25 protein-coding genes are annotated in these 25,689 nt (G+C 66.1%); 11 read left to right on the top strand and 14 right to left on the bottom strand.

Going from position 1 to position 25,689, the window contains the following annotated elements:
• Genes R4P47_RS10910 through R4P47_RS10900 form a run of 3 tightly spaced genes read left to right on the top strand, consistent with a single transcriptional unit; the run spans position 1 to position 3,768 of the window.
• Positions 1–657: a potassium-transporting ATPase subunit C gene (locus R4P47_RS10910; RefSeq protein ID WP_149406782.1), complete on the top strand. Its 657-nt coding sequence runs from the start codon at positions 1–3 to the stop codon at positions 655–657.
• A complete protein-coding gene (locus tag R4P47_RS10905) occupies positions 641–3,094 on the top strand; it encodes a sensor histidine kinase KdpD (protein WP_317533055.1) in 2,454 nt (817 codons plus the stop codon). Before R4P47_RS10910 ends, R4P47_RS10905 begins: the two co-directional genes overlap by 17 nt.
• Positions 3,091–3,768 (top strand): response regulator, encoded by a 678-nt coding sequence (locus tag R4P47_RS10900; RefSeq protein WP_317533056.1) that lies wholly within the window; start codon positions 3,091–3,093, stop codon positions 3,766–3,768. The genes R4P47_RS10905 and R4P47_RS10900 overlap by 4 nt, the downstream gene beginning before the upstream one ends.
• Here R4P47_RS10900 and ggt read toward each other — a convergent pair.
• The 3 genes from ggt to R4P47_RS10885 form a co-directional block, all read right to left on the bottom strand.
• Complete coding sequence (gene ggt, locus R4P47_RS10895; protein WP_411567326.1) at positions 3,765–5,687, bottom strand: gamma-glutamyltransferase; 1,923 nt, start codon at positions 5,685–5,687, stop codon at positions 3,765–3,767. The genes R4P47_RS10900 and ggt overlap by 4 nt on opposite strands.
• 30 nt (positions 5,688–5,717) lie before the next feature.
• A complete protein-coding gene (locus R4P47_RS10890) occupies positions 5,718–7,949 on the bottom strand; it encodes a putative bifunctional diguanylate cyclase/phosphodiesterase (RefSeq protein WP_269596148.1) in 2,232 nt (743 codons plus the stop codon).
• A 166-nt stretch (positions 7,950–8,115) separates the two neighbouring features.
• Positions 8,116–9,090 (bottom strand): NAD(P)/FAD-dependent oxidoreductase, encoded by a 975-nt coding sequence (locus R4P47_RS10885; protein ID WP_269596147.1) that lies wholly within the window; start codon positions 9,088–9,090, stop codon positions 8,116–8,118.
• A 237-nt stretch (positions 9,091–9,327) separates the two neighbouring features.
• Here R4P47_RS10885 and R4P47_RS10880 point away from each other — a divergent pair, with 237 nt between their 5' ends.
• Complete coding sequence (locus tag R4P47_RS10880) at positions 9,328–9,570, top strand: hypothetical protein (RefSeq protein WP_269596146.1); 243 nt, start codon at positions 9,328–9,330, stop codon at positions 9,568–9,570.
• On the opposite strand, the gene R4P47_RS10875 is transcribed toward R4P47_RS10880, so the two are convergent.
• Positions 9,567–9,734, bottom strand: a complete 168-nt coding sequence (locus tag R4P47_RS10875; RefSeq protein ID WP_269596145.1) for a hypothetical protein — start codon at positions 9,732–9,734, stop codon at positions 9,567–9,569. The genes R4P47_RS10880 and R4P47_RS10875 overlap by 4 nt on opposite strands.
• 254 nt (positions 9,735–9,988) lie before the next feature.
• On the opposite strand from R4P47_RS10875, the gene R4P47_RS10870 reads away from it, so the two are divergent.
• A complete protein-coding gene (locus R4P47_RS10870; protein WP_269596144.1) occupies positions 9,989–10,879 on the top strand; it encodes an SGNH/GDSL hydrolase family protein in 891 nt (296 codons plus the stop codon).
• Between the two features lie 63 nt (positions 10,880–10,942).
• Complete coding sequence (locus tag R4P47_RS10865; protein ID WP_121871509.1) at positions 10,943–11,584, top strand: LysE family translocator; 642 nt, start codon at positions 10,943–10,945, stop codon at positions 11,582–11,584.
• On the opposite strand, the gene atzF is transcribed toward R4P47_RS10865, so the two are convergent.
• Genes atzF through R4P47_RS10840 form a run of 5 tightly spaced genes read right to left on the bottom strand, consistent with a single transcriptional unit; the run spans position 11,509 to position 18,248 of the window.
• Positions 11,509–13,269, bottom strand: a complete 1,761-nt coding sequence (gene atzF / locus R4P47_RS10860; protein ID WP_259468088.1) for an allophanate hydrolase — start codon at positions 13,267–13,269, stop codon at positions 11,509–11,511. The genes R4P47_RS10865 and atzF overlap by 76 nt on opposite strands.
• Positions 13,259–15,271 (bottom strand): 5-oxoprolinase/urea amidolyase family protein, encoded by a 2,013-nt coding sequence (locus R4P47_RS10855; RefSeq protein ID WP_317784750.1) that lies wholly within the window; start codon positions 15,269–15,271, stop codon positions 13,259–13,261. Before R4P47_RS10855 ends, atzF begins: the two co-directional genes overlap by 11 nt.
• Positions 15,268–15,909 (bottom strand): urea amidolyase associated protein UAAP2, encoded by a 642-nt coding sequence (locus tag R4P47_RS10850; RefSeq protein ID WP_149406791.1) that lies wholly within the window; start codon positions 15,907–15,909, stop codon positions 15,268–15,270. Before R4P47_RS10850 ends, R4P47_RS10855 begins: the two co-directional genes overlap by 4 nt.
• The gene (locus R4P47_RS10845; RefSeq protein WP_149406792.1) at positions 15,906–16,694 is read right to left on the bottom strand and encodes an urea amidolyase associated protein UAAP1; all 789 of its coding nucleotides are present in this window, start codon (positions 16,692–16,694) and stop codon (positions 15,906–15,908) included. Before R4P47_RS10845 ends, R4P47_RS10850 begins: the two co-directional genes overlap by 4 nt.
• A 6-nt stretch (positions 16,695–16,700) precedes the next feature.
• Positions 16,701–18,248 carry an amino acid permease gene (locus R4P47_RS10840; protein ID WP_068049473.1) on the bottom strand — a complete coding sequence of 516 codons (1,548 nt, stop codon included), beginning with the start codon at positions 18,246–18,248 and terminating at the stop codon, positions 16,701–16,703.
• Positions 18,249–18,436: 188 nt separating this feature from the next.
• On the opposite strand from R4P47_RS10840, the gene R4P47_RS10835 reads away from it, so the two are divergent.
• The 4 genes from R4P47_RS10835 to R4P47_RS10820 are packed head-to-tail and all read left to right on the top strand — an operon-like array spanning position 18,437 to position 21,068.
• Entirely contained in the window at positions 18,437–19,138 is a 702-nt protein-coding gene (locus tag R4P47_RS10835) for a TetR/AcrR family transcriptional regulator (protein ID WP_149406793.1), read from the top strand.
• On the top strand, positions 19,135–19,800 hold the full coding sequence (locus R4P47_RS10830; RefSeq protein ID WP_149406794.1) for an SDR family NAD(P)-dependent oxidoreductase: 666 nt from the start codon (positions 19,135–19,137) through the stop codon (positions 19,798–19,800). The genes R4P47_RS10835 and R4P47_RS10830 overlap by 4 nt, the downstream gene beginning before the upstream one ends.
• Before the next feature lie 10 nt (positions 19,801–19,810).
• Positions 19,811–20,251 carry a cupin domain-containing protein gene (locus R4P47_RS10825; RefSeq protein ID WP_149406795.1) on the top strand — a complete coding sequence of 147 codons (441 nt, stop codon included), beginning with the start codon at positions 19,811–19,813 and terminating at the stop codon, positions 20,249–20,251.
• The gene (locus tag R4P47_RS10820; RefSeq protein WP_149406796.1) at positions 20,244–21,068 is read left to right on the top strand and encodes a spermidine synthase; all 825 of its coding nucleotides are present in this window, start codon (positions 20,244–20,246) and stop codon (positions 21,066–21,068) included. Before R4P47_RS10825 ends, R4P47_RS10820 begins: the two co-directional genes overlap by 8 nt.
• A 12-nt stretch (positions 21,069–21,080) precedes the next feature.
• On the opposite strand, the gene R4P47_RS10815 is transcribed toward R4P47_RS10820, so the two are convergent.
• From R4P47_RS10815 to uraD, 5 genes are read right to left on the bottom strand one after another with little or no spacing between them, the layout of a single operon-like run.
• A complete protein-coding gene (locus tag R4P47_RS10815; protein ID WP_188078727.1) occupies positions 21,081–21,857 on the bottom strand; it encodes an IclR family transcriptional regulator in 777 nt (258 codons plus the stop codon).
• 31 nt (positions 21,858–21,888) lie between these two features.
• The gene (locus tag R4P47_RS10810) at positions 21,889–23,289 is read right to left on the bottom strand and encodes a nucleobase:cation symporter-2 family protein (protein WP_317533058.1); all 1,401 of its coding nucleotides are present in this window, start codon (positions 23,287–23,289) and stop codon (positions 21,889–21,891) included.
• A gap of 12 nt (positions 23,290–23,301) precedes the next feature.
• A complete protein-coding gene (gene pucL / locus R4P47_RS10805; protein WP_149406798.1) occupies positions 23,302–24,192 on the bottom strand; it encodes a factor-independent urate hydroxylase in 891 nt (296 codons plus the stop codon).
• A gap of 5 nt (positions 24,193–24,197) precedes the next feature.
• Positions 24,198–24,536, bottom strand: coding sequence for a hydroxyisourate hydrolase (uraH, locus tag R4P47_RS10800; protein ID WP_149406799.1), 339 nt, complete (start codon positions 24,534–24,536; stop codon positions 24,198–24,200).
• The gene (uraD, locus tag R4P47_RS10795) at positions 24,529–25,059 is read right to left on the bottom strand and encodes a 2-oxo-4-hydroxy-4-carboxy-5-ureidoimidazoline decarboxylase (protein ID WP_269596141.1); all 531 of its coding nucleotides are present in this window, start codon (positions 25,057–25,059) and stop codon (positions 24,529–24,531) included. The genes uraH and uraD overlap by 8 nt, the downstream gene beginning before the upstream one ends.
• 232 nt (positions 25,060–25,291) lie before the next feature.
• On the opposite strand from uraD, the gene R4P47_RS10790 reads away from it, so the two are divergent.
• Positions 25,292–25,687 (top strand): gamma-glutamylcyclotransferase, encoded by a 396-nt coding sequence (locus R4P47_RS10790; RefSeq protein ID WP_032385160.1) that lies wholly within the window; start codon positions 25,292–25,294, stop codon positions 25,685–25,687.
• Positions 25,688–25,689 lie beyond the last annotated feature (2 nt).

Raw genomic sequence — 25,689 nt, 5'->3', positions numbered from 1 at the left:
ATGCGCTTCGTACAGGGATTTCTTCGCCAGGTCGTGGCCGGCTTCGCAGTGCTGCTGGCATTGACGGTCGTTCTCGGCATCGGCTACCCGGCCGTGGTCTGGGGCATCAGCCGTATCGGGACCGACTCCGCCGAGGGTTCGCCGCTGCGCGACGCCCGGGGCTGCGTCGTCGGAAGCTCGTTGATCGGCGTCGACCCGCAGGTGGCTCCGGGAGAGCCGGATCCGTTCTTCCACACCCGCGTCACCGGGTCGGTGTCCGACGACGACGCGTTCGCTCCGGGGGATCCGGCGGCGGCGCTGCCGACCAACCAGGGGCCGTCGAGCGAGGTGCTGGCGTCGTTCGTCGAGCAGCGCCGCGCTGCCATCGCCGCTCGGGAGAACGTCGATCCTGCTGCGGTACCCGCCGATGCCGTCACCGGGTCCGGTTCGGGGATCGATCCCGACATCAGCCCCGCCTACGCGGCCATCCAGATCGCGCGAGTGGCTCAGGCCAACGGGGCGTCGGTGAGCGACGTCGAGGCTCTGGTCGCGGAGTACACGCACGGGCCGCAGTACGGTGTACTCGGTGCCGAAGCGGTGAACGTTCCGGAGTTGAACCTGGCACTACGGGACACATACCGGCCGGGTGAGGAGACAGGCTGTGGCGGACAGGGGTGAGCTGCGGATCTACCTCGGCGCAGCGCCCGGCGTCGGCAAGACCTTCGCCATGCTCGGCGAGGCGCATCGACTGCGCAGCCGGGGCTGCGACGTCGTGGCGGCGGTCGTCGAGACACACGGCCGAGCGCGAACGATCGACGCGCTCGACGGCATCGAAGTGTTGCCGATGGCGACCGTCGAGTACCGCGGGTCCTCGGCGCAGGAACTCGATCTCGACGCCGTCCTGGCCCGAAAGCCGCAGGTGGTGCTCGTCGACGAACTGGCGCACACCAACACCCCGGGCAGCGTGCACGGCAAGCGGTGGCAGGACGTCGAAGTGCTGCTCGACGCAGGCATCGACGTCATCTCCACCCTCAACGTCCAGCATCTCGAATCGCTCAACGACGTGGTGCAGCAGATCACCGGGGTGCCGCAGCGAGAGACCGTGCCCGACAGCGTCGTTCGAGCCGCTGACGAGGTCGAGTTGGTCGACATCACCCCCGAGGCGCTGCGCAGCAGATTGCGGCACGGCAACGTCTACGCCGCCGAGAAGGTCGACGCCGCACTGAGCAACTACTTCCGCGGCGGTAACCTCACCGCCCTGCGCGAGCTCGCGCTGCTGTGGATCGCCGATCAGGTCGACGCGGCACTGGTGAAGTACCGCAAGGACAATCGCATCACCGACACGTGGGAGGCCCGCGAGCGCGTGGTGGTGGCGGTGACCGGTGGCCCGGAATCGGAAACGTTGCTGCGCCGCGCCAGTCGCATCGCCTCGAAGTCCAGTGCCGAGCTGATGGTGCTGCACATCGTCCGCGGCGACGGGCTCATGGGTGTCTCGGCACCGCAGATGGGTTCGGTGCGCAAGCTGGCCGCCGGGCTGGGTGCCAGCGTGCACAGCGTCGTCGGCGACGACGTGCCGACGACGCTGCTCGACTTCGCCCGCGGGGTGAATGCGACGCAGCTGGTGATCGGCACCTCGAGACGGTCACGTGCCGCCCGCATCCTCGACGAGGGCATCGGCGCTGCGGTGGTGCAGAACTCGGGAAAGATCGACGTACACATGGTCACCCACGCCGAGCAGGCCACCCGCAGGGGCATGCAGGTCGATTCGGGTCGTCGACGGATCATCGCGTGGGTCGCCGCCGTCCTGGTGCCGTGCCTGGCCGCGGCCGTACTGAGCACGGTCGGACCGGACTTCGACTCCAGCGGTGAGAGCGCCCTGTTCTTCATGGTGGTGCTCTGTGTCGCGCTGCTGGGAGGGGTTGCGCCGGCGGCACTCTCGGCGTTGATCGCGGGCTTCCTGCTCAACTGCTTCTTCACCACACCCCGGTACAGCCTGACGATCGCCGAGCCCGACAACTTCGTCGTCACCGTCGTGCTGCTCCTCGTCGCCGTTGCCGTCGCCGCCCTCGTCGACGCCGCCGCCCGGCGGACGCGTCAGGCACGCCGGGCCACCCAGGAAGCCGAGCTGCTGACGCTGTTCGCCGGATCGGTACTCCGCGGAGCGGATCTGACCGCACTCCTCGAACGCGCCCGTGAGACCTATCGGCAGACGGGCGTTGCGCTGTGGGACAACCAGTCCGGATCCATCGTGGGCAGCGCCGGTGCGCAGGCTCCTGTCGACCGTGCCGCAGCCGACACCGAGGTCGACGCGGGCGACTTCACGCTGCTGCTCGTCGGCGAACGCACACACGCGCACGATCGGCGGGTACTCGCGGCGGTGGCCAATCAGGCGGCCGGCATGGTCCGTCAGGCGCGTCTTGCCGAGGAAGCCAGCCGAGCCAACGCGCTCGCCGAGGCCGACGCGTTGCGTCGAGCATTGCTCTCCGCCGTCAGCCACGATCTGCGGACGCCACTGTCGGCGGTCAAAGCGGCGTCCTCGTCGCTGCGCAGCACCGACGTGCAATTCTCGCCCGAGGACACCGACGAGTTGCTGGCCACCATCGACGAGTCTGCCGATCAGCTGACCGCTCTGGTGAGCAATCTGCTCGATTCCTCGCGGCTGCAAGCGGGCGTGGTTCAGCCGAGCCTGCGACCCGTTTTCGTCGACGACGTGTTGGCCGGCGCATTGATCGGAGCCGACGATCGGGTTCGAGTGGACGTGGGCGATGTCGAAGTGCTGGCGGACCCGGGTCTGCTCGAGCGGGTGCTGGCGAACCTGGTGCACAACAGTGCCCGCTACGCACCCACCGGCGACATCATCGTCAGTGCGGCGGTGCACGGCGAGTGGGCGAGTATCTCCGTCGCCGACCACGGCCCCGGCATCACCGAGGGAGCCGAGGAGACGATGTTCGACGCGTTCCAGCGCCTCGGGGATCGCGACAACTCGGTGGGCGTCGGGCTCGGGTTGTCGGTGGTGCGAGGATTCGTGCGGGCGATGGGCGGTACCGTCACGGCATCGAACACCGTGGGCGGCGGGCTGACGATGACGGTCGAGTTGAAGGCGGCGAGTAGGTGAAGGTGCGGGTGCTCGTCGTCGACGACGAGCCGCAGATCGTGCGGGCGCTGCGGATCAACCTCAATGTCCGTGGGTTCGAGGTGGTCAGCGCGGCGAGTGGCGGAGAGGCGCTGCGGGTGGCCGCGAACTTCCACCCGGACATCGTGATTCTCGACCTCGGGCTGCCCGACATCGACGGAATCGACGTCATCGCCGGTCTGCGCGGCTGGACCGACGTACCGATCCTGGTGCTCTCGGCTCGCACCGATTCGGCCGATACCGTCGAGGCACTCGACGCCGGTGCCGACGACTTCGTCACCAAGCCCTTCGGCATGGACGAGTTGCTGGCCCGATTGCGCGCCGCGCTGCGCCGTGGACCGCACTCCGTCGCCGACCCCGTTGTCGTCACCGAGGACTTCACCGTCGATCTCGCCGCCAAAACCGTTGTACGGCAGGGCGAGAACGTGCACCTGACCCGCACCGAATGGGGGGTTCTCGAACTGCTGGTGCGCTACGAGGGCAAGCTGGTGTCGCAGAAGGACATACTGCGCACCGTGTGGGGACCCGGCCACGAGCGTGAAACACATTATCTGCGAATCTATCTCGGCCAACTGCGGCAGAAGCTCGAACGAGATCCGGCGTCCCCGGTGCATCTGATCACCGAAACCGGTATGGGCTACCGGTTTGTGAGTTAACCGCCCAGTACCTCACCCTCGCGGCGTGGGTCCGCTCCCCCGATCCAACCTCCGTCGGTCCGTTGCAGCGCACTCAGTCCGCTGGACTGGTCGGCGACCGACACCTGGTGGCCCATCTCGCGGAGCTGCACGACCACCGGATCGTTCTCGCCCATCACGTTCGGGTGCTCACCGCCGTAGTTGGTCGACGGGGTGTTGGCCGCACCGAAGTCGACCATCGACACCGCCTGCTGCGGATCCATACCCCAATCGAGCAGTCCCACCAGTGTTTTGACGACGAACTGGATGATCACCGAACCGCCGGGAGAGCCGGCGACGAGCGCCAGATCTCCGCGCGTGCCGTCGTCGTTTCGGTCGAAGACCAGGGTCGGTGCCATCGAACTACGCGGACGCTTCCCCGGCTCGACGCGATTGGCCACCGGCGTACCGTCCTCGGCCACCGGCGATGCCGAGAAGTCGGTGAGCTGATTGTTGAGCAGGAAGCCGTCGACCATGTGGAACGAGCCGAAAGCCGACTCGACGGTCGTCGTCATCGAGGCTGCATTGCCCTGGCTGTCGACGACGGAGATGTGGCTGGTGCCGAACTCGGGATCGGTGGACGAGGCGAACTGCACCGGGCCGAAGTCGCCGGGCTGCGCTGTGCCCATGGATCTGCCCTCGTCGATCAGTCCCGCTCGCTCACTGAGGTATTCGGGATCGAGCAGTGCATCGGGGGATCCGCCGGGCAGTGGTACGAAGTCCGGATCGGCGACGTACTTGTCGCGGTCGGCGTAGGCCAAGCGCTCGGCCTCGGCGATCAGGTGCACGCCCTCGGCCGTCGGGGTTCCGCCGTTGGCGTCCATTCCCGTCGGGGCGTACTGCGCGAGATCGAAATTCGACAGAATTCCCATCGCCGACGCCACCGCGATACCGCCCGAGGACGGGCCGGGCATACCGCAGATGTCGTGGTCGCGATACTCGGTGCAGACGGCCGTGCGGGTCTTGGGTTCGTACGCGGCGAGATCCTCCAGCGTGATCTGTCCGGGGGTACGGCCGGCGGTGGTGTCCGCGGTCGCGTCGACGATGGCCTGCGCGATGTCACCGGTGTAGAAGGCGTCCGCACCGTCGGTTGCGATGGCGGAGAGCGTCTTCGACATCGCCGGGTTGTTCAGCACCGTCCCGGCCGGCTTGCCGGTGCCGTCCGGCTCCAGGAAGTAGTCCTTGGACGCGGGGTCGAGGGCGAGCTTCGGTGCCGAGTCGGCAATGGACGATGCCATGCGCGGGCTGATCTCGATTCCGTTGTCGGCGAGACCGATTGCGGGGTCGAACAGCTCACCCCACTGCTTGGTGCCGTGATCGTCGTGGGCTTGCTCGAGCATCCGCAGCACCCCGGGGACGCCGATCGATCGGCCGCTCGAACGGGCATCGGGTTGCGGCAGAGTGCGATCGACGTCGTCGATGTACCGCAGGTAGTCGCCGGTCGCACTCATCGGGGCGGTCTCGCGGCCGTCGTAGCTCTGTACTTCACCGGTGGCCGCGTCGTAGTACATCAGGAAGGCCCCGCCGCCGATGCCGGAGGACTGCGGCTCGACGAGGCCGAGCACCGTCTGCGCCACGATCAGCGCGTCGGTCGCGGTGCCACCGTCACGCAGGACCGCGCACGCGGCCTCGGTGGAGACCGGGTTGGCCGTCGAGACGGAATACGAGGCCGTCTCCACCGGAGCCATGTCGGATCGATACCCGGTCGCCACTTCGGGATTGGTGGAGATGTCACCCGAACTCGCACTCGGCGTCCCCTCTACCGGGGTGCCGCCGCTGGCACCGAGAACACAGCTGTTCTCGGACGCGGGGTCGGGATCGGTGCTCTCGCTGCTACTGCACGCGGCGAGCGGCACCAGCAGTAGGGCACACGCAAGGACAGTCGAGCGGTGCACTCCGATTACAGACACCGCCCGACGCTAACACCCGGCTCACCTGCCGGCACGGGTCTCGGCAGATTCGAGAAGCCAATGCGCGACGGGTGCCGGTCTACCGAACAGAAAGCCCTGCGCGAAGCGGCATTCGAGAGCCTCGATGATCGCGGCCTGCTCCTCGGTCTCGACGCCCTCGGCGACCGTGGCCACCGGCAGCGCCGACGCCATGGCGACGATCGCGCGAATCAGCTGCGTGTCGGATTCCGAAGTGCCGATCTGGTGGACGAACGACTTGTCGATCTTGAGCAGTGCGATCGGCATCGCGCGCAGCCTGCTCAACGAGGAGTAGCCGATACCGAAGTCGTCGAGAACGATGAGCACACCCATCGCGGCGAGTCGGTCGAGAACGCTTTTCGCCGTACCCATGTCGTCGATCAGCACGCTCTCGGTGATCTCGAGGGCCAGATCTGCTCCGTCGAGGCCGTACGTGTCGAGCAGTCGCGCGACGATCACCGGCAACGAATCGTCACGCAACTGCATCGGGGACACGTTCACCGACATGGTGACGTCCTGCCCGTTGGAACGAAGTGTCACCAGATCCGACATCGCGGTGCGCAGCACCCATTCGCCGATTTCCTTGATGAGATTGGTGGATTCGGCGATCGGGATGAACTCGTTGGGGGTACGCACTCGCCCCTGCCAGTTCCAGCGCAGGAGTGCCTCGTAGACGACGGTGGTGCGCGAGGTCGTCTCGACGATAGGCTGGTAGTACACCTCGAGCTCGCCGCGTCTGATCGCGCCGCGCAGCGCGGTGGCGGTCTCGATCGCGGATGTCGCTCGGGCCCGCAGGGATTCGTCGAAGGACGCGTAGCGCGCCGCGCCGAGAGATTTCGCGTGATACATCGCGGTGTCGGCCTCTCGGATGGCGTCGTGCAGTCGGTCCGCGTCCGCGATTCCCACCGAGGCCGTGACGTATGCCGTTGCGGCGCTCAGAGGGAACGGCTCGTTGGTCCGATCGATGATGCGGCGGGCCAACGCTTCTGCTCCGCCGCGATCGCGGCGGGTCAACACGACGAACTCGTCACCGGCGTACCTGACCACGGTGTCGGCGGCACCGACGGCGGCGCGGATGCGTCGCGCTGCGGCGACGATGAGTTCGTCACCGACGCGGTGACCGTACGAGTCGTTGACCATCTTGAAGTTGTCGAGGTCGACGAACAGGACGCACGTGCGCCCCGGAGTCTCGGTGCGCTCGAGCCGGGTGAACTCCTCGTCGAGCATCGTGCGGTTCGGTAGGCCGGTCAACAGATCGTGAGCGGCAAGGTATTTCGCGTGCTCCTCGCCGACCTGCACTCGGGTCAGTGCGCGTTCGCCGCGCAGGAAGGCCCCCACCAGGATCGAGGCGAGCAACAGGGACCGCACGATCAGATCTCCGGTGGACACGGCCGAGCCCAGCAGCGGGACCGTGGCGCAGACGACCAGCAGCGTCACCACGAACACGACGCGGCGGCTGCTGTGCGCCGGTGCAGGAGTCTGCCGCTGGGAGACGGTGCGCATCGACGGATCCAGGGCGGCCATCGCCAGGGCGAGATACGCGAACAGGTAGATGCCGTCGAGCAATCCCGAGGACGGCGCGTCGTCGGTGGTGGCCGCGAAGGCGTACGAGATGTCGCCGACGAGTGTCGCGACGAGTGCGATCAGAGCCCACTGCAGCGCTGGGGTACGGGGTTTGGACGAGAACAGCAGGTAGGTGGTCAAGGTGATCAGTGCCGCGTCGATCGCCGGATACAGCCCGTTGAACACCGTCGATGCCGACGAACGGGGAGATCCCAGGGCCGGAGAGATGAACAGCAACCACGACAGGAACAGGGTGCCGAGAAAGATCAGGCCGGCGTCGACGAGCGGAGTGATGTCGTCGATCGACCGGCGATCTCGAATCCACCGCGACAGTGCGTACCCGACGAGTGCGTACCCGGTCAGGGTGAACAGATCCGGCAGCAGCGGGAACGAATGGTTCAGAGCGGTGGGATCGCTGCGGAGCGAGACCCCGAACATGAACAGCACCGAGGCACCGAACAGTGCCCACCAGCATCGAGAGTCGTCGGGACGGTATCTACGGATCGCGGCGCTGATGGCCAGTACCGATCCGACTGCGACGGTGGCCAGCACACCGGCCCGCACTCCGGCGTCGCCGAGAACGAAGACGGTGCCCGCGACGACGACCACTGCACCCAGGCCGACGGTTCGTACGGTGTGCATGGCGAAGGGCGCAGCGACCTTCGTATTCATCGAAGGACCTACTTCCTTCTCGCTCGTAGCGTTCGCGTGCCTGTTCGCGGCGCCTCCATGGGTGAATATACGTCTTTGCGCAGCGCACACGGGGCCGAAGACGACCCGGAGGCCGGAGAAGCTCAACAGATGTTGTGACAGCGCACAGGCGCCAGTCTCCGGGCATTCAGGAGGCGATGGCCTTCGCCTGTTCGACGGCGAGGCGAACCTCCTCCTCGATCAGGTCACCGTTGATCGCCGCGCCTGCCTTGACTCCGGCCGCGGACGCCGCCACGACGGTGTCCATCGGTGCAGACACGTTGCCCGCAACCCACACGCCGGGCACGGATGTGGCACCGACGGGGTCGGCCTCGACGTACGTGCCGAGAACATGGTCGTTCATGACCATCTCGGTCGTGGCCAGCCCCAGCGACAACAGGACGTCTGCGCGGGAGGTGAAGTTGGGTCCGACGACCAATGCGTCGACCGGGATCTGCGTGCCGCTCGCGAGCGTCACTCCGACGATCGCGTCGCCCTCGACATCGACCCGAGCGATCTCCCCGTCGACGACCTCGATGCCACGTGCGGCAAGTCGCTCGCGTTCTTGGGTGGCCGATCGTGTTGCCGTGTGGGCGAACACCGTGACGTGCTCGGTGAGCTGACGCCACATCTGTGCCTGATGTCCGATCATGGCGCTGCCGATGATGCCGATCCTGCGATCGCGTACCTCCCAGCCATGGCAATACGGGCAGTGCAGTACGTCGCGCCCCCACCGATCGGCGAGGCCGGGGATGTCGGGCAGTACATCGGTGAGGCCGGTGGTGACCAGGAGGCGGCGTCCGCGGACGACGGAACCGTCGGCGAGAGTCACCTCGAACCCGGCTTCGGTTCGACTCGCGGACGTCGCGACACCCTCGACGATGCGTGCGCCGTAGTGGAGCGCCTCGTCTCGGCCGAGGCGAACCAGCTCGAGAGGCGACTCGCCGTCGCGGGTGAGGTAGTTGTGTGAATGCGCTGCCGGAGCGTTGCGGGGATCGCCCGCGTCGATGATCGCGACGGATCGTCGGGAACGGCCGAGGGCCACGGCGGCGCTGAGTCCGGCGACTCCGCCGCCGACGATGATCGCGTCGACCGGAGTGTGTCGATCGGTGTCTGTAGTCATGGGGAGAGTGTCCGACACAGCCCAACAGTTGGCAAGAAAACTTGCCACAACAGCAAATGGTGGAATCGAAAAATACCGCACGACGGGATCGAACGCCCATACCCGGCCTAGTGCCGAATTGTGATCGTGCCGACTGGCATCGAGGCGGCCAGCGGTCGATGTAAGCGCGGATCTACCGCTTGAACAGGGCGTTCACTCGAGGTCTACTGGTCGGTAAGAATCGAGCCGGGGGGGCGTGTGGGGCACTTCGAGATCGGCGAGACCGTGATCACGGTCCGCAACCTGGGACATGTGCGATGGCGTAGCGGAATTCCCAAAGGGACCGTGGGAATCGTCGTCGGCGTCGATTGGCTCGGTGACGCTCGCGTGAGCTTCACCGTCGGCGAGTCGATGCGCACCCGAGGCGAGACGGTGGAGCATATAGTCGCCGACGGCGACGTCCGCACGTTGCGGGCCGCTCCCCGCCGTCTGATCGGTTAGTTGCTGTCGGTTCGCTCGTCGTCGGTCGCGGGACCGGTTTCGATTGCTCCGCCTTCGCTCGACCAATCGTTGTCTTCCGCCGCCGCGGCCGGATCGGAGGTCACGTCTTCCTTGGCGTCGGGAGCGGTGTCGTCGTTCTTCGAGTCGTTGTTGTGGGTAGTCATGACCCCGGGGTACCCGCGCGGAACCGATGCAATCGTCGGCCCCGCACGGGCGGGCGTTCCGGAGGTCTCTACAGCCCGAAGGGCAGCGTTCCCGGTGCCAGCTCGAAGCCGCTGCTGCCAGCGGAAATGGAGCCGAAGCCGCCGAGGATCTGGTTGATGAACGCGGTGATCATGAAAATTCCTCTGTTCGATGCGATGGACGCTCTGTCCTGGACAACCCGGTCGAGGTTACCGGCAGCTGTAGCGTCGAAGCTGTGAGGAGCCAGGGAATTCTCGTCGGTCTTGCTGTGTCCGCCTGCGTACTGGCGGGCTGTTCGTCGGAGTCTTCGGTATCGGAAGCGCCCGCTCAGCCGTCGGAGGCCCCGGTTTCGGTGAACTACGTCGCGTTGGGTGACTCGGCCGCATCGGGCCCGCGAATCCCCAACCAGGTCGGCGTACCGGGATGCCAGCAGTCCGATGCCAACTACCCGCACGTACTCGCCGAGGATCTGGCGGTCGGCTCGTTCGTCGACGTCACCTGCTCGGGTGCCGTCACCGAGAACATCCTCTCCACTCCGCAGGAAACCTCCAGCGGTGAGGTTCCTGTGCAACTCGACGCGTTGACCCCTGAAACCGATCTGGTGACCGTCACGATCGGCGGCAACGACATCGGGCTGGTCTCGACAGCCGTGCAATGCCTCACCTTCGCGGACACCTCCGCCGCCAACGTCTGCAAGGACCGGCTCACCGCAGGTGGCGTGGATACCGTCGCCGCTGCCATCGAAGACAAGGCCCCCAGCTGGGGTGCCATGCTCGACGCGGTGGGCGAGCGTGCGCCCGATGCTCGAATTCTGGTCGTCGGCTACGGCACCTATCTGCCGGACGGCGGCTGCTTCCCCACTCAACCCATGCTGCCCGAGGACGCCGACTACATCCAGGGCAGCATCACCGCCATGAACGACGCCCTGCAGACCCAGGCCGAAGAACACGGTGCAGAGTTCGTCGACACCGAGCCGTTGAGTGTCGGCCACGACGTGTGCGTGGCTGCCGATCAGCGGTACTTCGAGGGGGTCGTCCCGCAGAATCCTGCGGCACCCCTGCATCCGACGGCGGCGGGAATGGCGGCGATCGGTGCCGCGGTGGCCTCGGCAGTGCGTGCCGGATAAGGGAACCACGACACCGTAACTGGCTCTTCTCCTGCAGGCCGGTAGACGTGAAGTCTTGACCGCATGGTCTCGTACTCCGCAGTTCTCGGTGTGTTCGCAGTGGCTCTCGCGTTGGTTCTGACGCCGGGGCCGAACATGATCTACCTTGTCTCGCGCAGTATTTCGCAGGGCCGACGGGCGGGATTCGTATCGCTGGCCGGCGTCGCGATCGGATTCCTGATCTATCTGACGGCCACCAATCTCGGCCTGGCCGCGGTGTTCACGGCCGTGCCCGCCCTGTACACGGCGGTCAAGCTCGCCGGCGCGGCCTACCTCGCCTGGTTGGCGGTGCAGGCCGTGCGCGGGACGGTGTCGGCATTCGAACCGACCGAGCTGCAACAGGATTCGAACCGCCGGCTGTTCACGACGGGCTTGGTGACCAACCTGCTGAATCCGAAGATCGCGATCATGTACATCTCGGTCATCCCGCAATTCGTCGACCCTGCAGCGGGACACATTCTGCTGCAGGGATTCACGCTCGGCGGGGTGCAGATCGCCGTGGCCGTAGCGGTCAACCTGGCGATCGTGGTGCTCGCCGGATCGATCGCGCGGTTCCTCGCCGTTCGCCCGACGTGGCTGCGGGTGCAGCGCTACGTCATGGGCACGGTGCTCGGGCTGCTCGCGGTACGAGTGGCGACCGACGGGGGCAAACCGGTCCCGGCGTGAGCTCTGTACGCGCGCCAGCCGCCGAATTCGGTGATGTCGGTTCCCGCCTCGGCCGCGTCGTGCGCACAGCAGAATCCGGTGACCCAGCGACCGTCGGACAATTCGACCGGACCCAGACCCATCGGCGCGGGCAACCCCGCGAGGAAGGTCCCGAGCGCCGCAGCGGACATGCGATAGAGCTCTCCGGAGATGGGAGCGCCGTCGCCTGCCCGCCGTATCAGGCCGGGCTTGGGCGGGGTGGTGTGCAGATCCACCAGCCGGTAGTCCGCCGTGGTCGTCACCTCGCCGCTGAATCGCGCACCGCGATCGGTCAACTGGTGATGCACCGGAAAACCGCGCAGATGTGCGCCGACGGCCAGTACCTCGATGCCGTCGTCGATCAACGACGGTGACTCGATTCCGCTCAACTGTGCCGCCAGGTCGATTGCGATCTGATCCTCGAACGCGGGTACGACGACCATGACTCCGAACGGAGTGCCGTCCGCCGTCGGAGCTCCGGGAACGGCGACTGCGGCCATGTCGAGCAGGTTGCAGAAGTTGGTGAACGTACCCAGTCGCCGGTTGATGCTCATCGGATCCGACTGCACCGCTGCAATAGTGGGATGTTCGGTGGTGGTGGGTAACAGCAGGCCGTCGAACTCGCTGAGGAATGTGCGGGCTGCTGTCTTCGTTCGCGCAAGGGTGTCGAGATCATCCACGTATCGGTGCGCGGACGGCCCTGCGGCCGAGCGGACGATCGCGGCCACCGTGGGATCGGCACCGGCAGGCGCGGTGTCGAGGAACTCCCCCACGGCCGAATAGCGCTGCGCCACAATCGCTCCGTCGTACAGCAGTGTCGCCGCGTCGAGCAGCGCCGAGATGTCGACCTCGGCGTAGGACATTCCCTTGTCGGCCAGGCCGGCGACCGTCTCCTCGAATGCTCGACGGTACGCCGGGCTGAGCGACGTCAGATCCTCACCTCGTGGGACGGCCACACGGGGCTGCGGGGATGCGGCCAGTCCGACGTCGGCGGGCCAGGCCCGGCTGCGGGAATCGGTGGCAGTCGGGCCGGTCATGACTTTCATGGCCGCAGTGGCACTGTCGAGATCACGGGCGAGGACGGTGACGCAGTCGTAGTCGGCGCAGGCGGGAACGACACCGGTGTTCGGCACGATACCCAGTGAGGTCTTGATGCCCACGATTCCGTGGAAGGCTGCGGGTACTCGACCCGATCCTGCTGTGTCGGTTCCGATTCCGATGTCCGCGATGCCCAGTGCCACCGCGACGGCGGACCCGGAACTCGAGCCTCCCGAGACCAGCGTGGGATCCCAGGCACACCGCACCGCGCCGTAGGGGCTGCGAGTGCCGACCAATCCGGTGGCGAACTGGTCGAGGTTGGTCTTGCCCAGTATCAGTGCGCCCTGGCTGGTCAGTCGTTCGATGGCGACAGCAGATGCCGAAGGGGTGTAGGCGAACTCGGGGCAGGCCGCGGTGGTGGGCAGACCGGCCACGTCGATGTTGTCCTTGACCGCGACCAGTGTGCCCGCGAGCGGTAGCTCCGCACCGGCCGCGAGCGCCTCCTCGAGGGCGACTGCCTCGGCCAGCACGTCGTTCTCGTCACGCAGGGTGATCCAGACCTCGGGCCGATCCACCTCGGCGATCCGCTTGTAGGCCTGCAGAACTCGCTCTCGCACCTCAGGCTGCATCGGTCTTGCCCTTCGTCGTATCGAATTCGCCTGCTGCCGACCACGCATCGCGCTCGGCACCGAAGGCAACGGCTTGCGTCGCGCGGAACTCGGCGATGGAGTCCGCGTTGGTCTCCAGGAAGTTCTCGTGCTCGGCCAGCGAGAATTCACCGTCGGTGATGTCCACGCCGCCGCCGCGGCCGGCCGCCAGATCGGCGCGCAGATCCATCAGTTCCTCGGGTTCGACCGAGTACCAGGAGATTCGGTCGAAGAACCGGAGCAACCACGGGGTGCCCTCCTCGAACGGGCCGTCACTGTAGGCGGCGCTGTGGTTCCACACCTGTGTGGTGCGACCCACGAACTGGTATCCGCCGGGACCCTCCATGCCGTAGATGCACAGGTATGCCCCACCGATGCCGACGGCGTTCTCCGGCGTCCAGGTTCGCGCCGGGTTGTACTTCGTCGTCACCAGGCGGTGTCGCGGATCGAGTGGTGTCGCCACCGGAGCGCCCAGATACACGTCGCCGAGTCCGAGCACCATGTAGTCGGCGGCGAAGACGGTGTCGAACACGTCTGCCACCGAGTCGAGTCCGTTCATGCGCCGAATGAACTCGATGTTCCAGGGGCACCATGGAGCGTCGGCGCGCACACCGTGCATGTACCGCTGGATCGCCTCGCGGGTCGAGGGGTCGTCCCACGAGAGCGGAAGCCGAACCTGGCGGCTGGGAACCACGAGCTCCGAGGCCGCGGGAAGATCGTCCTCCACCTCGGACAGCAGACCCATCAACGAATCGATGGACAGCACATCGGGATTCACCTTCACCTGCAACGAGCGGATGCCCGGGGTCAGGTCCACCAACCCGCGCGGGGCGAGTGCCTCGACGCGCTGGTGCAGGGCGTGGACTCGGGCACGCAGGGCCAGGTCGAGTTTCATGTCGCCGTACTCGACGAGGACGTTGTCGTCTCCCGAGCGCCGGTAGGTGACGCACGTATCGGCGTCGCGTCGAGCGAGGACGCCGTCGTCCCCGTCGCCGCCTGCGGAGAACACTGCAGGCAGAGAAGCGCGCCGAGCGAGTCCGAGTGATCCCAACGGCGCGGTGGCCGCGGCTCGCACCGGTACGAAGCGGATGGTGTCCCCGGGGCGGAGCTGGCCGAGCTTCCACCGCTCGGCGGCGATAACGGTGACGGGGCAGACGAATCCGCCCAGACTCGGGCCGTCCGGTCCGAGCAGGATCGGGGTGTCGCCGGTGAAGTCCAGTGCGCCGACGCTGTAGGCGTTGTCGTGAATGTTGGACGGGTGCAGTCCGGCTTCGCCGCCGTCGGTCCTAGCCCACTGCGGCTTCGGCCCGATGAGCCGGACCCCGGTGCGATCGGAGTTGAAGTGCACCTCGTAGCGGGTGGCGTAGAGGGTGTCGATGTCCTCGCGGGTGAAGAACTCCGGTGCGCCGTGGGGGCCCTCGGTGACGGCGATGTCCCAGTTCGACGTCAGCACCGGCAGGTGTTCCATCGGTATCGGACCGAGAATCTCGGAGTTGTCCGAGCGTCCGGCCAGGCCGATGACGTCGCCCTCACCGAGGATGCCGCCGCGATGTCCACCGAACTTACCGAGAGTGAACGTTGCTGCGCTGCCGAGATAGTCGTCGACCTCGAGGCTGCCCTGGATCAGAACGTAGACCCGTAGCCCGTGCCCGGTGGTGGTGCCGACATCGAGGGTGGCGCCGGCGGGAACCAGCACCGGCTTCCACTGCGCGGCCGATCGGCCGTCGATGCGAACCGGTACCGCTGCGCCGGTGACGCAGACGTAGGTGTCGGCGTCGAACGTCAATGCCGGCCCGGCCATGGTGGATTCGAGGCCCGGGGCACCCTCGGGGTTGCCGAGCGCGACGTTGCCGAGCCGGAACGACAGGTCGTCCATCGGCCCCGACGGCGGTACGCCCACCTTCCAGTACCCGATGCGACCCGGCCAGTCCTGCACGGTGGTGATCATGCCGGGTCGCTGGACGGTCATCTTGGTCGCGTTCATGCTCGACCGCCCGGCTCTCGCGTCACGATCATCCGCACCGCGGTGGGGTCGAATCCGTTGCAGGGGTTGTTGATCTGGGGGCAGTTGGACACCAGTACCAGCGTGTCGATCTCGGCACGCAAGGAGAGCTTCTTGCCGGGAGCCGACAGACCGTCGACGATGCCGAGCGTGCCGTCGGCGTCGACGGGGACGTTCATGAAGAAGTTGATGTTGGGCACCAGGTCCCGTTTGCCGAGTCCCCACTTGGATCCCTCGATGAGGAAGTTCTCGACGCACGCGTGCTGATGCTGAGTGTGGTGGCCGTAGCGCAGGGTGTTCGATTCCTTGGAGCACGCACCTCCGACGGTGTCGTGGTTGCCGACCTCGTCGTCGACGATCGTCATGATCGGAGTCGAATCATCGCTGCGCAGAACGGTTCCGGTGGTCAGGAACAGGTTCTGCTGAGCGGTGACGGTGGCGGGGGCGGAGTAACGGATCGAGTGATCGTGCGCGCCGTACATCAGGGTGTCGACGGCTTGATTGCCGTACAGATCGACGATCGTCAGTACGTCACCGGCTTCGACGACGGCGGACCACGGGCCGAATGCGGGGGCGATCTCGTCACGAACGATCGTGGTCTCGAGGGTGCTGGCGGTCATTGCGCTGCCTTCCATGCGTTCTCGGTGTTCTGTACTGCGCGCTGGTATTCCGGTTCGGTGTTGTCGAGGGTGAGTAGTTCCTCGGGTGCTCGCCACGCCAGCACGTCGAGGGCCGTCGTAGGGAACTCGGACCTCGGGTCGAGCGGGTGAGCGGTGTTGGCCAGCAACACGATCACCGGCAGGTGGATCAGCAGGTCCACCGACTTCCCCGCTCCCGCCGAGCCGGTGCCGACAAGAGCCCCGTCGGCGTCGACTCTCACGCCGTGGAAGAACGACAGGGACGGTGCGACGTCGCGTGGTTCCAGTCCGTGCTTCGCCGCGGCCAGGGTGAACAGTTCGCGGCCTGCGGGAGCGGACGAATGTGGTCCGCTGACTCCGTATTTCGCGGTGTTGGTAGCGGTGGAGGTGGTGCCGCACAGGGCGTCGTGGTGGCCGGAGGTGTCGTCGACGATGGTCGCCAGCACGCGCCCCTGATCCGAGAGCAGAGGATGGCCGGCACTCAGATACGCCTGCCACGGCACCTTGACGGTGTCGGCGGTGTTGAGTCGCTCCCACGGGGCGTCGGCGCGGTAGAGCAGCAGATTGGCGCAGGCATCACCGTCGACGTCGACGAGGCGTAGCCGGGTTCCGCGAGCGAGGACCTTGGTGGTGTAGCTGCCGCCGGGGACCGATTCTGCCCAAGTGAGCTCCGAGATGCCCTCCGGTGCAGTGGGTGCCGGTGCGACCGTCGCCTGGGAGCGTGCGTGTTCCTTGGCGGAGTGGGTGGTTGCAGTTGCCGTGCTCATACTGGTTCAGGCTCCGATCGTGACGGGCTTGGGGTGGGCTTTGCCGCGGGGTAGGCAGGCGATACCTACGACGATCACGGCTAGGACGGTCAGGGGTGCGGCCCAGCGCAGCAGTGGGAATTCGCCGGTGGGGTCGAAGATCTCGGCCCGCGGCCACGACAGGTTGACCACCATCAGGCCGCCGTAGAGAACTGCGGCGATGTTGACCGGCAGGCCGAGGCGTCCGAGGGTGAAGAGCTTCTGGCCGTCGGAGTCGTGTTGCACGCCGCCGTGCGGCCAGCCCTTGAGTCGCTGGATCAGCAGCGGGACGGTGACCATCATGTACGCGAGGTAGATCAGCACGATGCAGACGCTGGAGAGCGTGGTGAAGATCGCGGAGTTGCCGACGTTGACGGCCAGGATCGCCACGCAGGCCAGACCGATCAGGACCGAGGGTGCGATGGGAGTTCCGGTGCGCGAGTTGACCTTCGCGAGAGCCGTCGAGGCGGGCAGGCGTCCGTCGCGGGCCATGGAGAACATCAGCCGCGATGCCGCGGTCTGGATGGCGAGGGTGCAGATGAACACCGCGATGGCGACGTCGACCAGCAGGACCTTGCCCCACGGTGAGGTGAGGATCGAGTCGATGACGTACGGAAGCCCCTGGGTTGCGAGCTGACCGTCGGTGAGGCTCGGTGCGGCCATCAGTGCGCCGACGATCATCAGGCCACCGCCCAGTGCCGATGCGGAGAGGGCCAGACGGATGGTGCGCGGCGCGACGCGTCGGGGATTGCGGGTTTCCTCGGCGAGTTCGCCTGCCGAGCCGAAGCCGACCATGACGTAGGCCGCCATCAGGCCCGAGACGATCCAGGCACCGATGTAGCCGGGATCGGCTCCGGCACTTCCGGTATCGAACACCACCTGTGGTCCGCGCTCGGCGTGCGTGAAGAACACCAGCACCAGCGCGATGACGCCGACGATCTCGCAGGTGACGCCGATGCTGTTGATGCGCGACATCCAGTTCACGCCGATGCAGTTGATCGTGGTGGTGAGCACCAGCAGAATCGAGCCCAGCACAACGGCATTCGCGGCTCCGCTCGGCGAGGTGAGCGCGGTGTCCTCGCCGATCAGCTGGAAGCCGCCCCAGATGCTGGGGAGAACGACCTGCAGTGCGATCGCGGCGGCGGAGGCGGTGACGATCTGCGCGATGATCATGAACCAGCCGGCGAACCACCCGACCAGCTCACCGCCCATACGCCTGGACCAGTGGTAGATCGCGCCCGAGATGGGATAGCGGGCAGCGAGTTCGGCGAAGTTCAGGGCCACCATGAACTGCCCGAGAAACACGAGCGGCCAGGTGAGGAAGAAGGCCGGGCCACCGAAGCTGAAGCCGAGTCCGAAGAGCTGGAAGATGGTGGTGAGAATCGAGACGAACGAGAAGCCGGCGGCGAAGGACGCGTACTTGCCGAGGCTGCGGTGCAGCTGCTGGTCGTAGCCGAGGGAAGCCAGATCGGAATGGTCGGTGGTGGGCGAGGGTTCCGAACCCGAGCCCGGGGCCGGCAGTGTTGTCGAGCTCATGGAAGTCTCCTACGGGCGAGGTGGGTGGTGAGTGACCGCCCGCTGCATCGCCGAGGCGGGTTTCTGTCAGTTGATAGTTTTCGGCACCGCCGTTCCCTGGCGGTGTCCGTCGTGAAACAACCTCGTTTCGTCTATTTCGATCAGATGACAGAAATCTCACCGTCACGTCGACCTGACAAGATGCAGTCATGACCGGAGCAGGCAGGCCAAGGCTGAGCACGAAGAAGCGGCCGGGCGACACCGCTCGCGAGGAAATTCTCGACGCCTCGGCCGAGCTCTTCACCACTCGCGGATTCACAAATACCTCCACCCGCGTCATAGCCGACGCCGTCGGTTTGCGTCAGGCCTCGCTCTATCACCACTTCGCCACCAAGGACGACATACTCGACGCGCTGCTCAGCGGCACGGTCGATGCGCCGCTGGCCGTCGCGCTGCGCATTCGGCAGTCGGGAGCCGAGGCGGCGACCCAGATGTACGCGCTGGCCTACTTCGACGCCGGACAGCTCGGTGCGTCCACCTGGAATCTCGGCGCGCTCTATCTACTGCCCGAACTGCGCAGCGAGCGCTTCGAGACCTTCCGCGACCATCGGTACACGCTGATGAGCTTGTATGCGGACATTGCGTCGGACACGTTGGTCCAGCTCGATTCCGAGCGCAGGCCGGGTACCGAGGACCTACCGTTTCGCCTGGTGGAGACCGTGGTGAACGCGCGAGCCGATCGGGAGAACGGCCGCCGGGACGCGACGGCGGACGCGGCCGGAATCGCCGAGGCCGCTCTGCGGGTACTCGGCTGGACCGGGGATGTCACCGCGTTGCATCGGACTGCGGAGGCCCTGCTCGAGACGGTCGTCGGAATAGTCTTCGAGCCTCGGTCCTTGCATTCGACATGACATCGATAGCAATAGTCGGAGCAGGTGCAGGTCTCGGAGCAGCAGTCGCGCGCAAGTTCGGCGCGCAGGGCTTCTCGGTCGGCCTCATCTCTCGTAATCAGTCCCGCGTCGACGCACTCGCCGATCAGCTGGTCGCCGACGGCGTGTCCGCGAAGGGCTTCGTCGCCGATGTGCGCGATCCGGCCTCGATCGCCGCAGCCTTGGAGCAGGTCACCGAAACACTCGGACCCATCGAGGTGCTGCAGTACAGCCCGCTGCCGCAGAAGGACTTCATGCGGCCCGTGCTCGAGACCACCCCGGCCGACATGGTCGGGCCGGTCGAGTTCTCCATCTACGGACCGATCGCCGCCGTCCATCAGGTGTTGCCGGGCATGCGGTTCCTCGGCGAGAACAAGGGCACGATTCTGTTCGTCAACGGCGGCTCTGCGGTGAAGCCCGGGCGTACGGTCACCGGCACCTCCATCGCGTTCGCAGGCCAGGCCGCATACGCGCAGCTGCTCAACGAGGAGTTGGCGGGCGAAGGAATCCAGGTGTCGCAGTTGATCATCGGTGGCGCCATCGACGGCAAGGATCCGAAGAAGAGCCCCGAGGCACTCGCCGAGCAGCTGTGGAGCCTGCACACCGAACGCGACAGGTTCCGGGTTCAGGTTTCGACTGACTAGGGTTGCGTACATGACGTCGCTGCCCGACTGGGCTCAGGCCCTCGACCTCGCACCCCACCCCGAGGGTGGTTGGTTCCGGGAGACCTGGCGCAGCGAGGTCACGATTCCACAGACATCTCTGCCCGACGGTTATCCCGGCCCGCGCGCCGCAGGCACGGCAATCCTGTTCCTGCTCATGCCCGGTCAGCAGTCGGCGTGGCATACCGTCCGCGGCACCGAGATGTGGCTGTACCACCGGGGTAGTCCGGTGCAGCTCGATCTCGGCGGCTCAGGGACCGAGCCGGGTGAAGTGACTTCGCTGCTGGTCGGGCCGGAATCTCCGCAGCAAATCGTGCCGCCGTCCGTGTGGCAGCGCGCTCGGCCGGTGGGCAACGAACCGAGCCTGGTCAGCTGCACCGTCACCCCGGGATTCGATTTCGAGGACTTCAGACTCGAGGGCCAACGTGGGTAGGAAGCGGGCATCGGCACCGGCCGGCTCCCTGAAACCCGGAGTGTTCCAAATCGATTCGGGCACATGTGAATTGGTCCGTGACGCGTTCTCGGACGACGGGTGGGTCGTCAACGTCAACGACGTCCCGAGTTCGCACATCGACATGAACGACCCCACGGTGCTCGAGTTCGAGTACATGCGCTGGATCTCGGGCCTCGTTCGTGCGCAGTGGGATTCGAGCTTTCCGCTGCGGGCGCTGCACCTCGGGGGCGGGGCGTGCACCCTGGCGCGCTCGTTCACCGCGGAATATCCCGGGGCGCGTCAGGTGGTGGTGGAGCTCGACGGCAAGCTTTCAGAGCTGGTGCGCGAATGGTTCGACCTGCCACGAGCACCGCTGCTGCGCATCCGCGTCGGCGAAGCTCGGGCGGTCACCGAGACGCTCAGCGAGAACAGTCGCGACCTCATCGTGCGAGATGTGTTCGCGGGAGCAACAACTCCGGAGCCGCTGCTCACGGCCGAGTTCACCGAGCATGTTCGACGCGTCCTCTCGCCCGGCGGCATGTACGTCATCAATTGCGGTGACCGCCGGGATCTGTCGCTCGCGAAGCAGGAGGCGTCGACTCTTCGCAGTGTCTTTCCGCACCTCGCGATCGTCGCGGATCCGGCGATGCTCAAGGGCAGGCGCTACGGCAACATCATCATTGCGGGCAGCGATGTGCCGATCGGGGATTCGCCGTCTCTGGCTCGGGAGCTTCTCGGTGGCGCTGTTCCGGCGCACGTGTGGTTGACGGAGGAAGTGCAGTCCTTCGCGCGTGATGCGAAAGTGTTGCGGGATTAGGGCGCTGCAACATCAAGGTGCTGGGTTGTTGCTCGCGAGGTCTTTCGCCAGTCGCTCGGCGGCCGAGATCAGCAGGGGCACGAACTGCTCGGCCGATTCGAGGGTGACGCGCGCAGTCGGTCCGGCGATCGACATCGCAGTGAGGGTCGGGGCACCGAGTACCGGTACGGCGAAGCAGCGGACGCCCACTTCCTGCTCGCCGTCGTCGATGGCATAGCCGCGTTCGCGGATCACCGCGAGGTCCTCGAGCAACGCGTCGAGCGTGGTGATGGTGTTGACGGTGCGGGGAGCCATGCCGAGGCGGCCGACGATCGCACGGACAGCGTCGTCGTCCAACTGCGAGAGCAGCGCCTTGCCGACGCCGGTGGAATGCGGCAACACGCGCTGACCCACCTCGTTGAACATCCGCATCGCGTGTTCGGACGGGACTTGCGCGACGTACACCGCCATGTCGTCCTCGAGAAACGCCATGTTCGACGTCTCGTGCGTGATCCGGACCAGTTCCGCCAGATACGGCTTGGCCCATCCGCCGATCAACTTCGAGGCGCTGTCGCCCAGCCGAATGAGCTTGGTGCCCAGTGCGTATCGGCGGGACGGCAGCCGGCGGACGTAGCCGAGCGAGACGAGGGTTCCGATCAGTCGGTGCACCGTCGGCATCGGCAGATCGGTACCCTCGGCCAGTTCGCTGATCCCGATGGATCCGCCCGAGGCAGCCATGATGTCGAGCAACTCGAACGCACGCTCCACGGACTGCACCCCGCCACCTGCCGCCACAGTCCCACCTCGCATGCTCGTAGCTTCTACCGATCTCGATAGAACACTACTGGTGATGCCGCGTCGCCACCGGCGGTGCAGCGGTGACCACCGAGGGCGAGGGTTTCTGACCCATGGTGATGACGTTGAACAGGATGTTCAGCACGACGGCGACGATGCTCGCGGCGCTGATGCCGGAGTCGAGCACCACGTGGACCCAGTCCGGGAATGCCGCGTAGAAGCCCGGCACCGCGATGGGGATGACGCCGAAGCCGATGGCCACCGCCACGATGACGAGGTTCAGGTTGCCCTCGAATTCCACCTTGGACAGCGTCCGGATGCCGCTGGCTGCCACCGAGCCGAACAGCACGATGCCCGCACCGCCGAGTACCGGCAGCGGCACCGAGGCGACCACCAGTCCGAGGACGGGGAAGAGCCCGAGGAACAGCAGTACCGAGCCGCCGGCCGCGACGACGTAACGACTCTTGATTCCGGTGACGGCCACGAGACCGACGTTCTGGGCGAACGCACTGGCCGGGAAGGTGCCGAACACGGGAGCGATGGTGGTGGCGACCATGTCCGCTCGCAGTCCGTCGCCGACGCGTCGAGCATCGACATCGGTGCCGACGATCTCGCCCACGGCCAGGATGTCCGCGGTGGTCTCGGTCATGATGACGAGAATGACCACCACCATCGACAGGATCGCCGCGATCTGGAAGGTCGGGGCTCCGAACGCGAACGGCTCGGGGAGGCTGAAGATGGCACCGTCGCCCACTCCGGAGAAATCGGCCTTGCCGACGAGAACGGCGAACAGCGTGCCGACGATGATGCCGATCAGGATCGACAAGCGCGAGAGAGTGCCCTGCACCAGCCTGCTCACCAGCAGCACCACCACGAGGCTGAAGGCCGCAAGCCCGATGTTGGACATCGAGCCCCAGTCGGCGGCCTGCTGATCACCGCCCATCGCCCACCGAACCGCAACGGGCAGTAGCGATATACCGATGACGGTGATGATCGTGCCGGTCACCACCGGTGGGAAGAATCGCACGATCTTGCTGAAGAACGGGGTGATGAGGATCCCGATGGCACCGGCAGCGATGATGGCACCGAACACCGAGTTCAAGCCACCCGGCCCGCTCGCGACGGCCACCATCGTCGACACCGACGCGAACGAAATACCCTGCACCAGCGGCAACTTCGCCCCGAAATAAGGCACTCCCAGGGTTTGCAGCAAGGTGGCCGCTCCGCTGACGAACAACGCGGCCGAGACCAGCAGCGCGATCTCGGTTCCGGTCAGTCCCGCTGCGCCGCCCACGATCAGGGGCGGTGCGATGACTCCGCCGTACATCGTCAGGATGTGCTGCAATCCATAGACATACGACCTGCCGATCGACAAACGCTCGTCCTCGGGACGGGCGGGGTCATGCGGCGCACGGTTGTTGTTCGGCTTGCGCTTCGTCAGCTTCATGTTGCCTCGCTCCTAGCAGAATCCGGGCACGGTATCCCAGGCGCGGCCCGCGTCCGGGGCATCGTCGCGTTCCACCGTGGCCTCGATCAGACCGTAGGGGCGATCCGCGACGTAGAAGACCTCACCGGGGTTGTCGAGTCCGAAGGGCTCGAGGTCGACGAGGAAGTGATGGATGTTGGGCATCGAGAACTTGATCTCGCCGATCTCCGGGTGGGCTTCGAGAACCTGCTTACCCATCTGGAACAAGCTCTGCTGCAACGCAAGAGAGTGAGTGGACGCGAAGGCGTCGAGCATGATGGAACGGACGTCGTCGAAGGTCTTGTCGAAGTCCAGCTCGGTGGTGAGGTACCGCCAGCGGGCGCTGACCGACGTGGCCAGGATGCGGTCCGTGGTCTCCTTCAGTGTGGTGTACCGGTCCTTCGGGTAACCCCAGAACTCCGACGCCGTCGAATTGAGCACGACGAGGTCGCTGATGCCCGAGACGATGGAGATGTCTTCTCCGTCGATCGTGACGATCGTGTTCCGCTTCTCGTCGCCGGCCTTGACGAACGAGTGGTCGCGTCCGTCCTCACCGTTCGCGATCCGCGACCACTGATACTGCTCGATCTCCCAGCGTCCACCGGTGATCCAGTCGAAGTTGCCGGTGAAGTGTTTCCCGAGACGAAGTGCGAAACTCTCGATCGCGCCGATGCCGTCCCGTGCGAAGGCGTACACGGTGTTCTTCTGGGTGTCGGTCGCGACGACGTGGGCGTTGTCGCCCTCGGTGTGGACGGCCTCGAGGTCGCCGCGCAGCTGCGAGGTGACACTGACGTCGGTGATGCGGTGGCGAGGAGTCTCGCGGTCGATGCGGACGAGTCTGCATTCGGCTTTGCCGTACTGGTTTGCTCCGAGCACGATGGTCATGGGTTCTAGCTCCCTCGATAGGTGGTGAAAGCGAATGGGCTCAACAGAAGTGGGATGTGGTAGTGCTGGTCGGGTGCGGTGATCTCGAAGGTGACGACGACCTCGGGGTGAAAGCACTCGGTGTGCTGGGCCGCGAAGTACGCACCGGTGGCGAAGGTGAGTCGGTAGGTACCCGGTTCCAGTTCGGCGGGGCCGAGCGTCCCGACCCGGCCCTGCTCATCGGTGACGGCGTCGGCAACGTGGATACCGTGATGATCGGCGAGGACTACCGAGACACCCTGCGCAGGAACGCCTCTCGCCGCGTCGAGCACGTGAGCGGTCACATGGCTTCTCGGGTCAGACATCGCCGAGGCTTCCTGTTGCACGAATCTCGGCTATCTCCCGCAGTTCGTGCTCGACGACGACGGCCTCAGTCGCGGGGTCGTTGCCGAGCCTGCTGTGCAGAGCGTCGAGAACTGCGTGGGCATCCCGGCCGGCGGCCCTGATCAGAAACACCTGCCCGAACCGGTTCTCGTAGGCCAGATTTCCTGCTCTCAGCCGCTGTTCGACGCCCTCATCCGAGACGTCGACGCCGGATTGCTCGTTACTCGCGTGCCGAGCGCTTGCGTCGTCTCCGTCGGGTGTCTCGCCGATGCGCGGATGTACGGCGAGTGTGCGGTGAACCTCATCGGCTGTCAATGGTGTGGCAGCGCGATGGATGGCGTGGCGCAGGGCCTGCACGTCGGTGAACGGCCGGGCGTTCAGAACTTCCCGAACCCAGCGGGGCACGTCGAGGCACAGCGAGAGTGTGCGTGCCGCGTCGGCCTCGGAGGCCGTGTTCAAGTCAGCGACCGTATCCGATTCCGCAATACGAAATGTTGATTCCACCAAATGAGCGTGACACCGATCACATGCAGTGTCAAGGGTCGATCTCGAGGCATCCACGTCGATCCGTTCGGCGTTGCTGCACTGCGGTATTGGACACTGCGGTCGCGCGGACCGTGCACTCGGGTCTTGACAGATCCACGTGGTGCACGCCACACTCGGTCCATCGACCGGAATACATATTCCACCATACGGACTTTTAGTCCTGCCCTTCGAGCCCGAGAGGAACGACTTCATGACGGAGCTTTTCTGCAACGGTGGTGCGATGCGTGGCGGCAGCCTGCACCACAACGTCTCGTCCCACCCGTTCGTGGGGACGGTGCGCACCACCCCGAATTACCGCTTCTTCTCGGTACGGGACGAATTCCCGGCGCTGTTGCTCGATCACACTGCCGGTGCGGCCATCGAAGGCGAGCTGTACGACATTCCGCTCGACGACATCCGGACGGCCTTCCTGCCGGACGAACCGCCGGAGCTCGAGCTCACCGTGGTGGCGCTCGAGGACGGGCGGTCGGTCCTGGGCGTCGGCCTGCGGCCAGGGGTGCTCGATGCGCAACCGGACGAGTTGACCGACATCACCTATGCCGGCAGTTGGCGTCGCTACCGCGGACTACCGCAACCTCAGAACTGAAA

The sequence above is a fragment of the Rhodococcus sp. IEGM 1370 genome, from assembly GCF_033142325.1.
Taxonomy (GTDB): Bacteria; Actinomycetota; Actinomycetes; order Mycobacteriales; family Mycobacteriaceae; genus Rhodococcoides.
This window is presented reverse-complemented; position numbering and strand designations above follow the sequence as displayed.

Excerpts from the sequence above, each read along its gene's own strand:
- R4P47_RS10910 (WP_149406782.1), top strand. The coding sequence starts at position 1 with ATGCGCTTCGTACAGGGATTTCTTCGCCAGGTCGTGGCCGGCTTCGCA.
- R4P47_RS10890 (WP_269596148.1), bottom strand. The coding sequence starts at position 7,949 with ATGAATACGAAGGTCGCTGCGCCCTTCGCCATGCACACCGTACGAACC.
- R4P47_RS10885 (WP_269596147.1), bottom strand. The coding sequence starts at position 9,090 with ATGACTACAGACACCGATCGACACACTCCGGTCGACGCGATCATCGTC.
- R4P47_RS10875 (WP_269596145.1), bottom strand. The coding sequence starts at position 9,734 with ATGACTACCCACAACAACGACTCGAAGAACGACGACACCGCTCCCGAC.
- R4P47_RS10865 (WP_121871509.1), top strand. The coding sequence starts at position 10,943 with ATGGTCTCGTACTCCGCAGTTCTCGGTGTGTTCGCAGTGGCTCTCGCG.
- atzF (WP_259468088.1), bottom strand. The coding sequence starts at position 13,269 with ATGCAGCCTGAGGTGCGAGAGCGAGTTCTGCAGGCCTACAAGCGGATC.
- R4P47_RS10855 (WP_317784750.1), bottom strand. The coding sequence starts at position 15,271 with ATGAACGCGACCAAGATGACCGTCCAGCGACCCGGCATGATCACCACC.
- R4P47_RS10850 (WP_149406791.1), bottom strand. The coding sequence starts at position 15,909 with ATGACCGCCAGCACCCTCGAGACCACGATCGTTCGTGACGAGATCGCC.
- R4P47_RS10845 (WP_149406792.1), bottom strand. The coding sequence starts at position 16,694 with ATGAGCACGGCAACTGCAACCACCCACTCCGCCAAGGAACACGCACGC.
- R4P47_RS10840 (WP_068049473.1), bottom strand. The coding sequence starts at position 18,248 with ATGAGCTCGACAACACTGCCGGCCCCGGGCTCGGGTTCGGAACCCTCG.
- R4P47_RS10835 (WP_149406793.1), top strand. The coding sequence starts at position 18,437 with ATGACCGGAGCAGGCAGGCCAAGGCTGAGCACGAAGAAGCGGCCGGGC.
- R4P47_RS10830 (WP_149406794.1), top strand. The coding sequence starts at position 19,135 with ATGACATCGATAGCAATAGTCGGAGCAGGTGCAGGTCTCGGAGCAGCA.
- R4P47_RS10825 (WP_149406795.1), top strand. The coding sequence starts at position 19,811 with ATGACGTCGCTGCCCGACTGGGCTCAGGCCCTCGACCTCGCACCCCAC.
- R4P47_RS10815 (WP_188078727.1), bottom strand. The coding sequence starts at position 21,857 with ATGCGAGGTGGGACTGTGGCGGCAGGTGGCGGGGTGCAGTCCGTGGAG.
- R4P47_RS10810 (WP_317533058.1), bottom strand. The coding sequence starts at position 23,289 with ATGAAGCTGACGAAGCGCAAGCCGAACAACAACCGTGCGCCGCATGAC.
- pucL (WP_149406798.1), bottom strand. The coding sequence starts at position 24,192 with ATGACCATCGTGCTCGGAGCAAACCAGTACGGCAAAGCCGAATGCAGA.
- uraH (WP_149406799.1), bottom strand. The coding sequence starts at position 24,536 with ATGTCTGACCCGAGAAGCCATGTGACCGCTCACGTGCTCGACGCGGCG.
- R4P47_RS10790 (WP_032385160.1), top strand. The coding sequence starts at position 25,292 with ATGACGGAGCTTTTCTGCAACGGTGGTGCGATGCGTGGCGGCAGCCTG.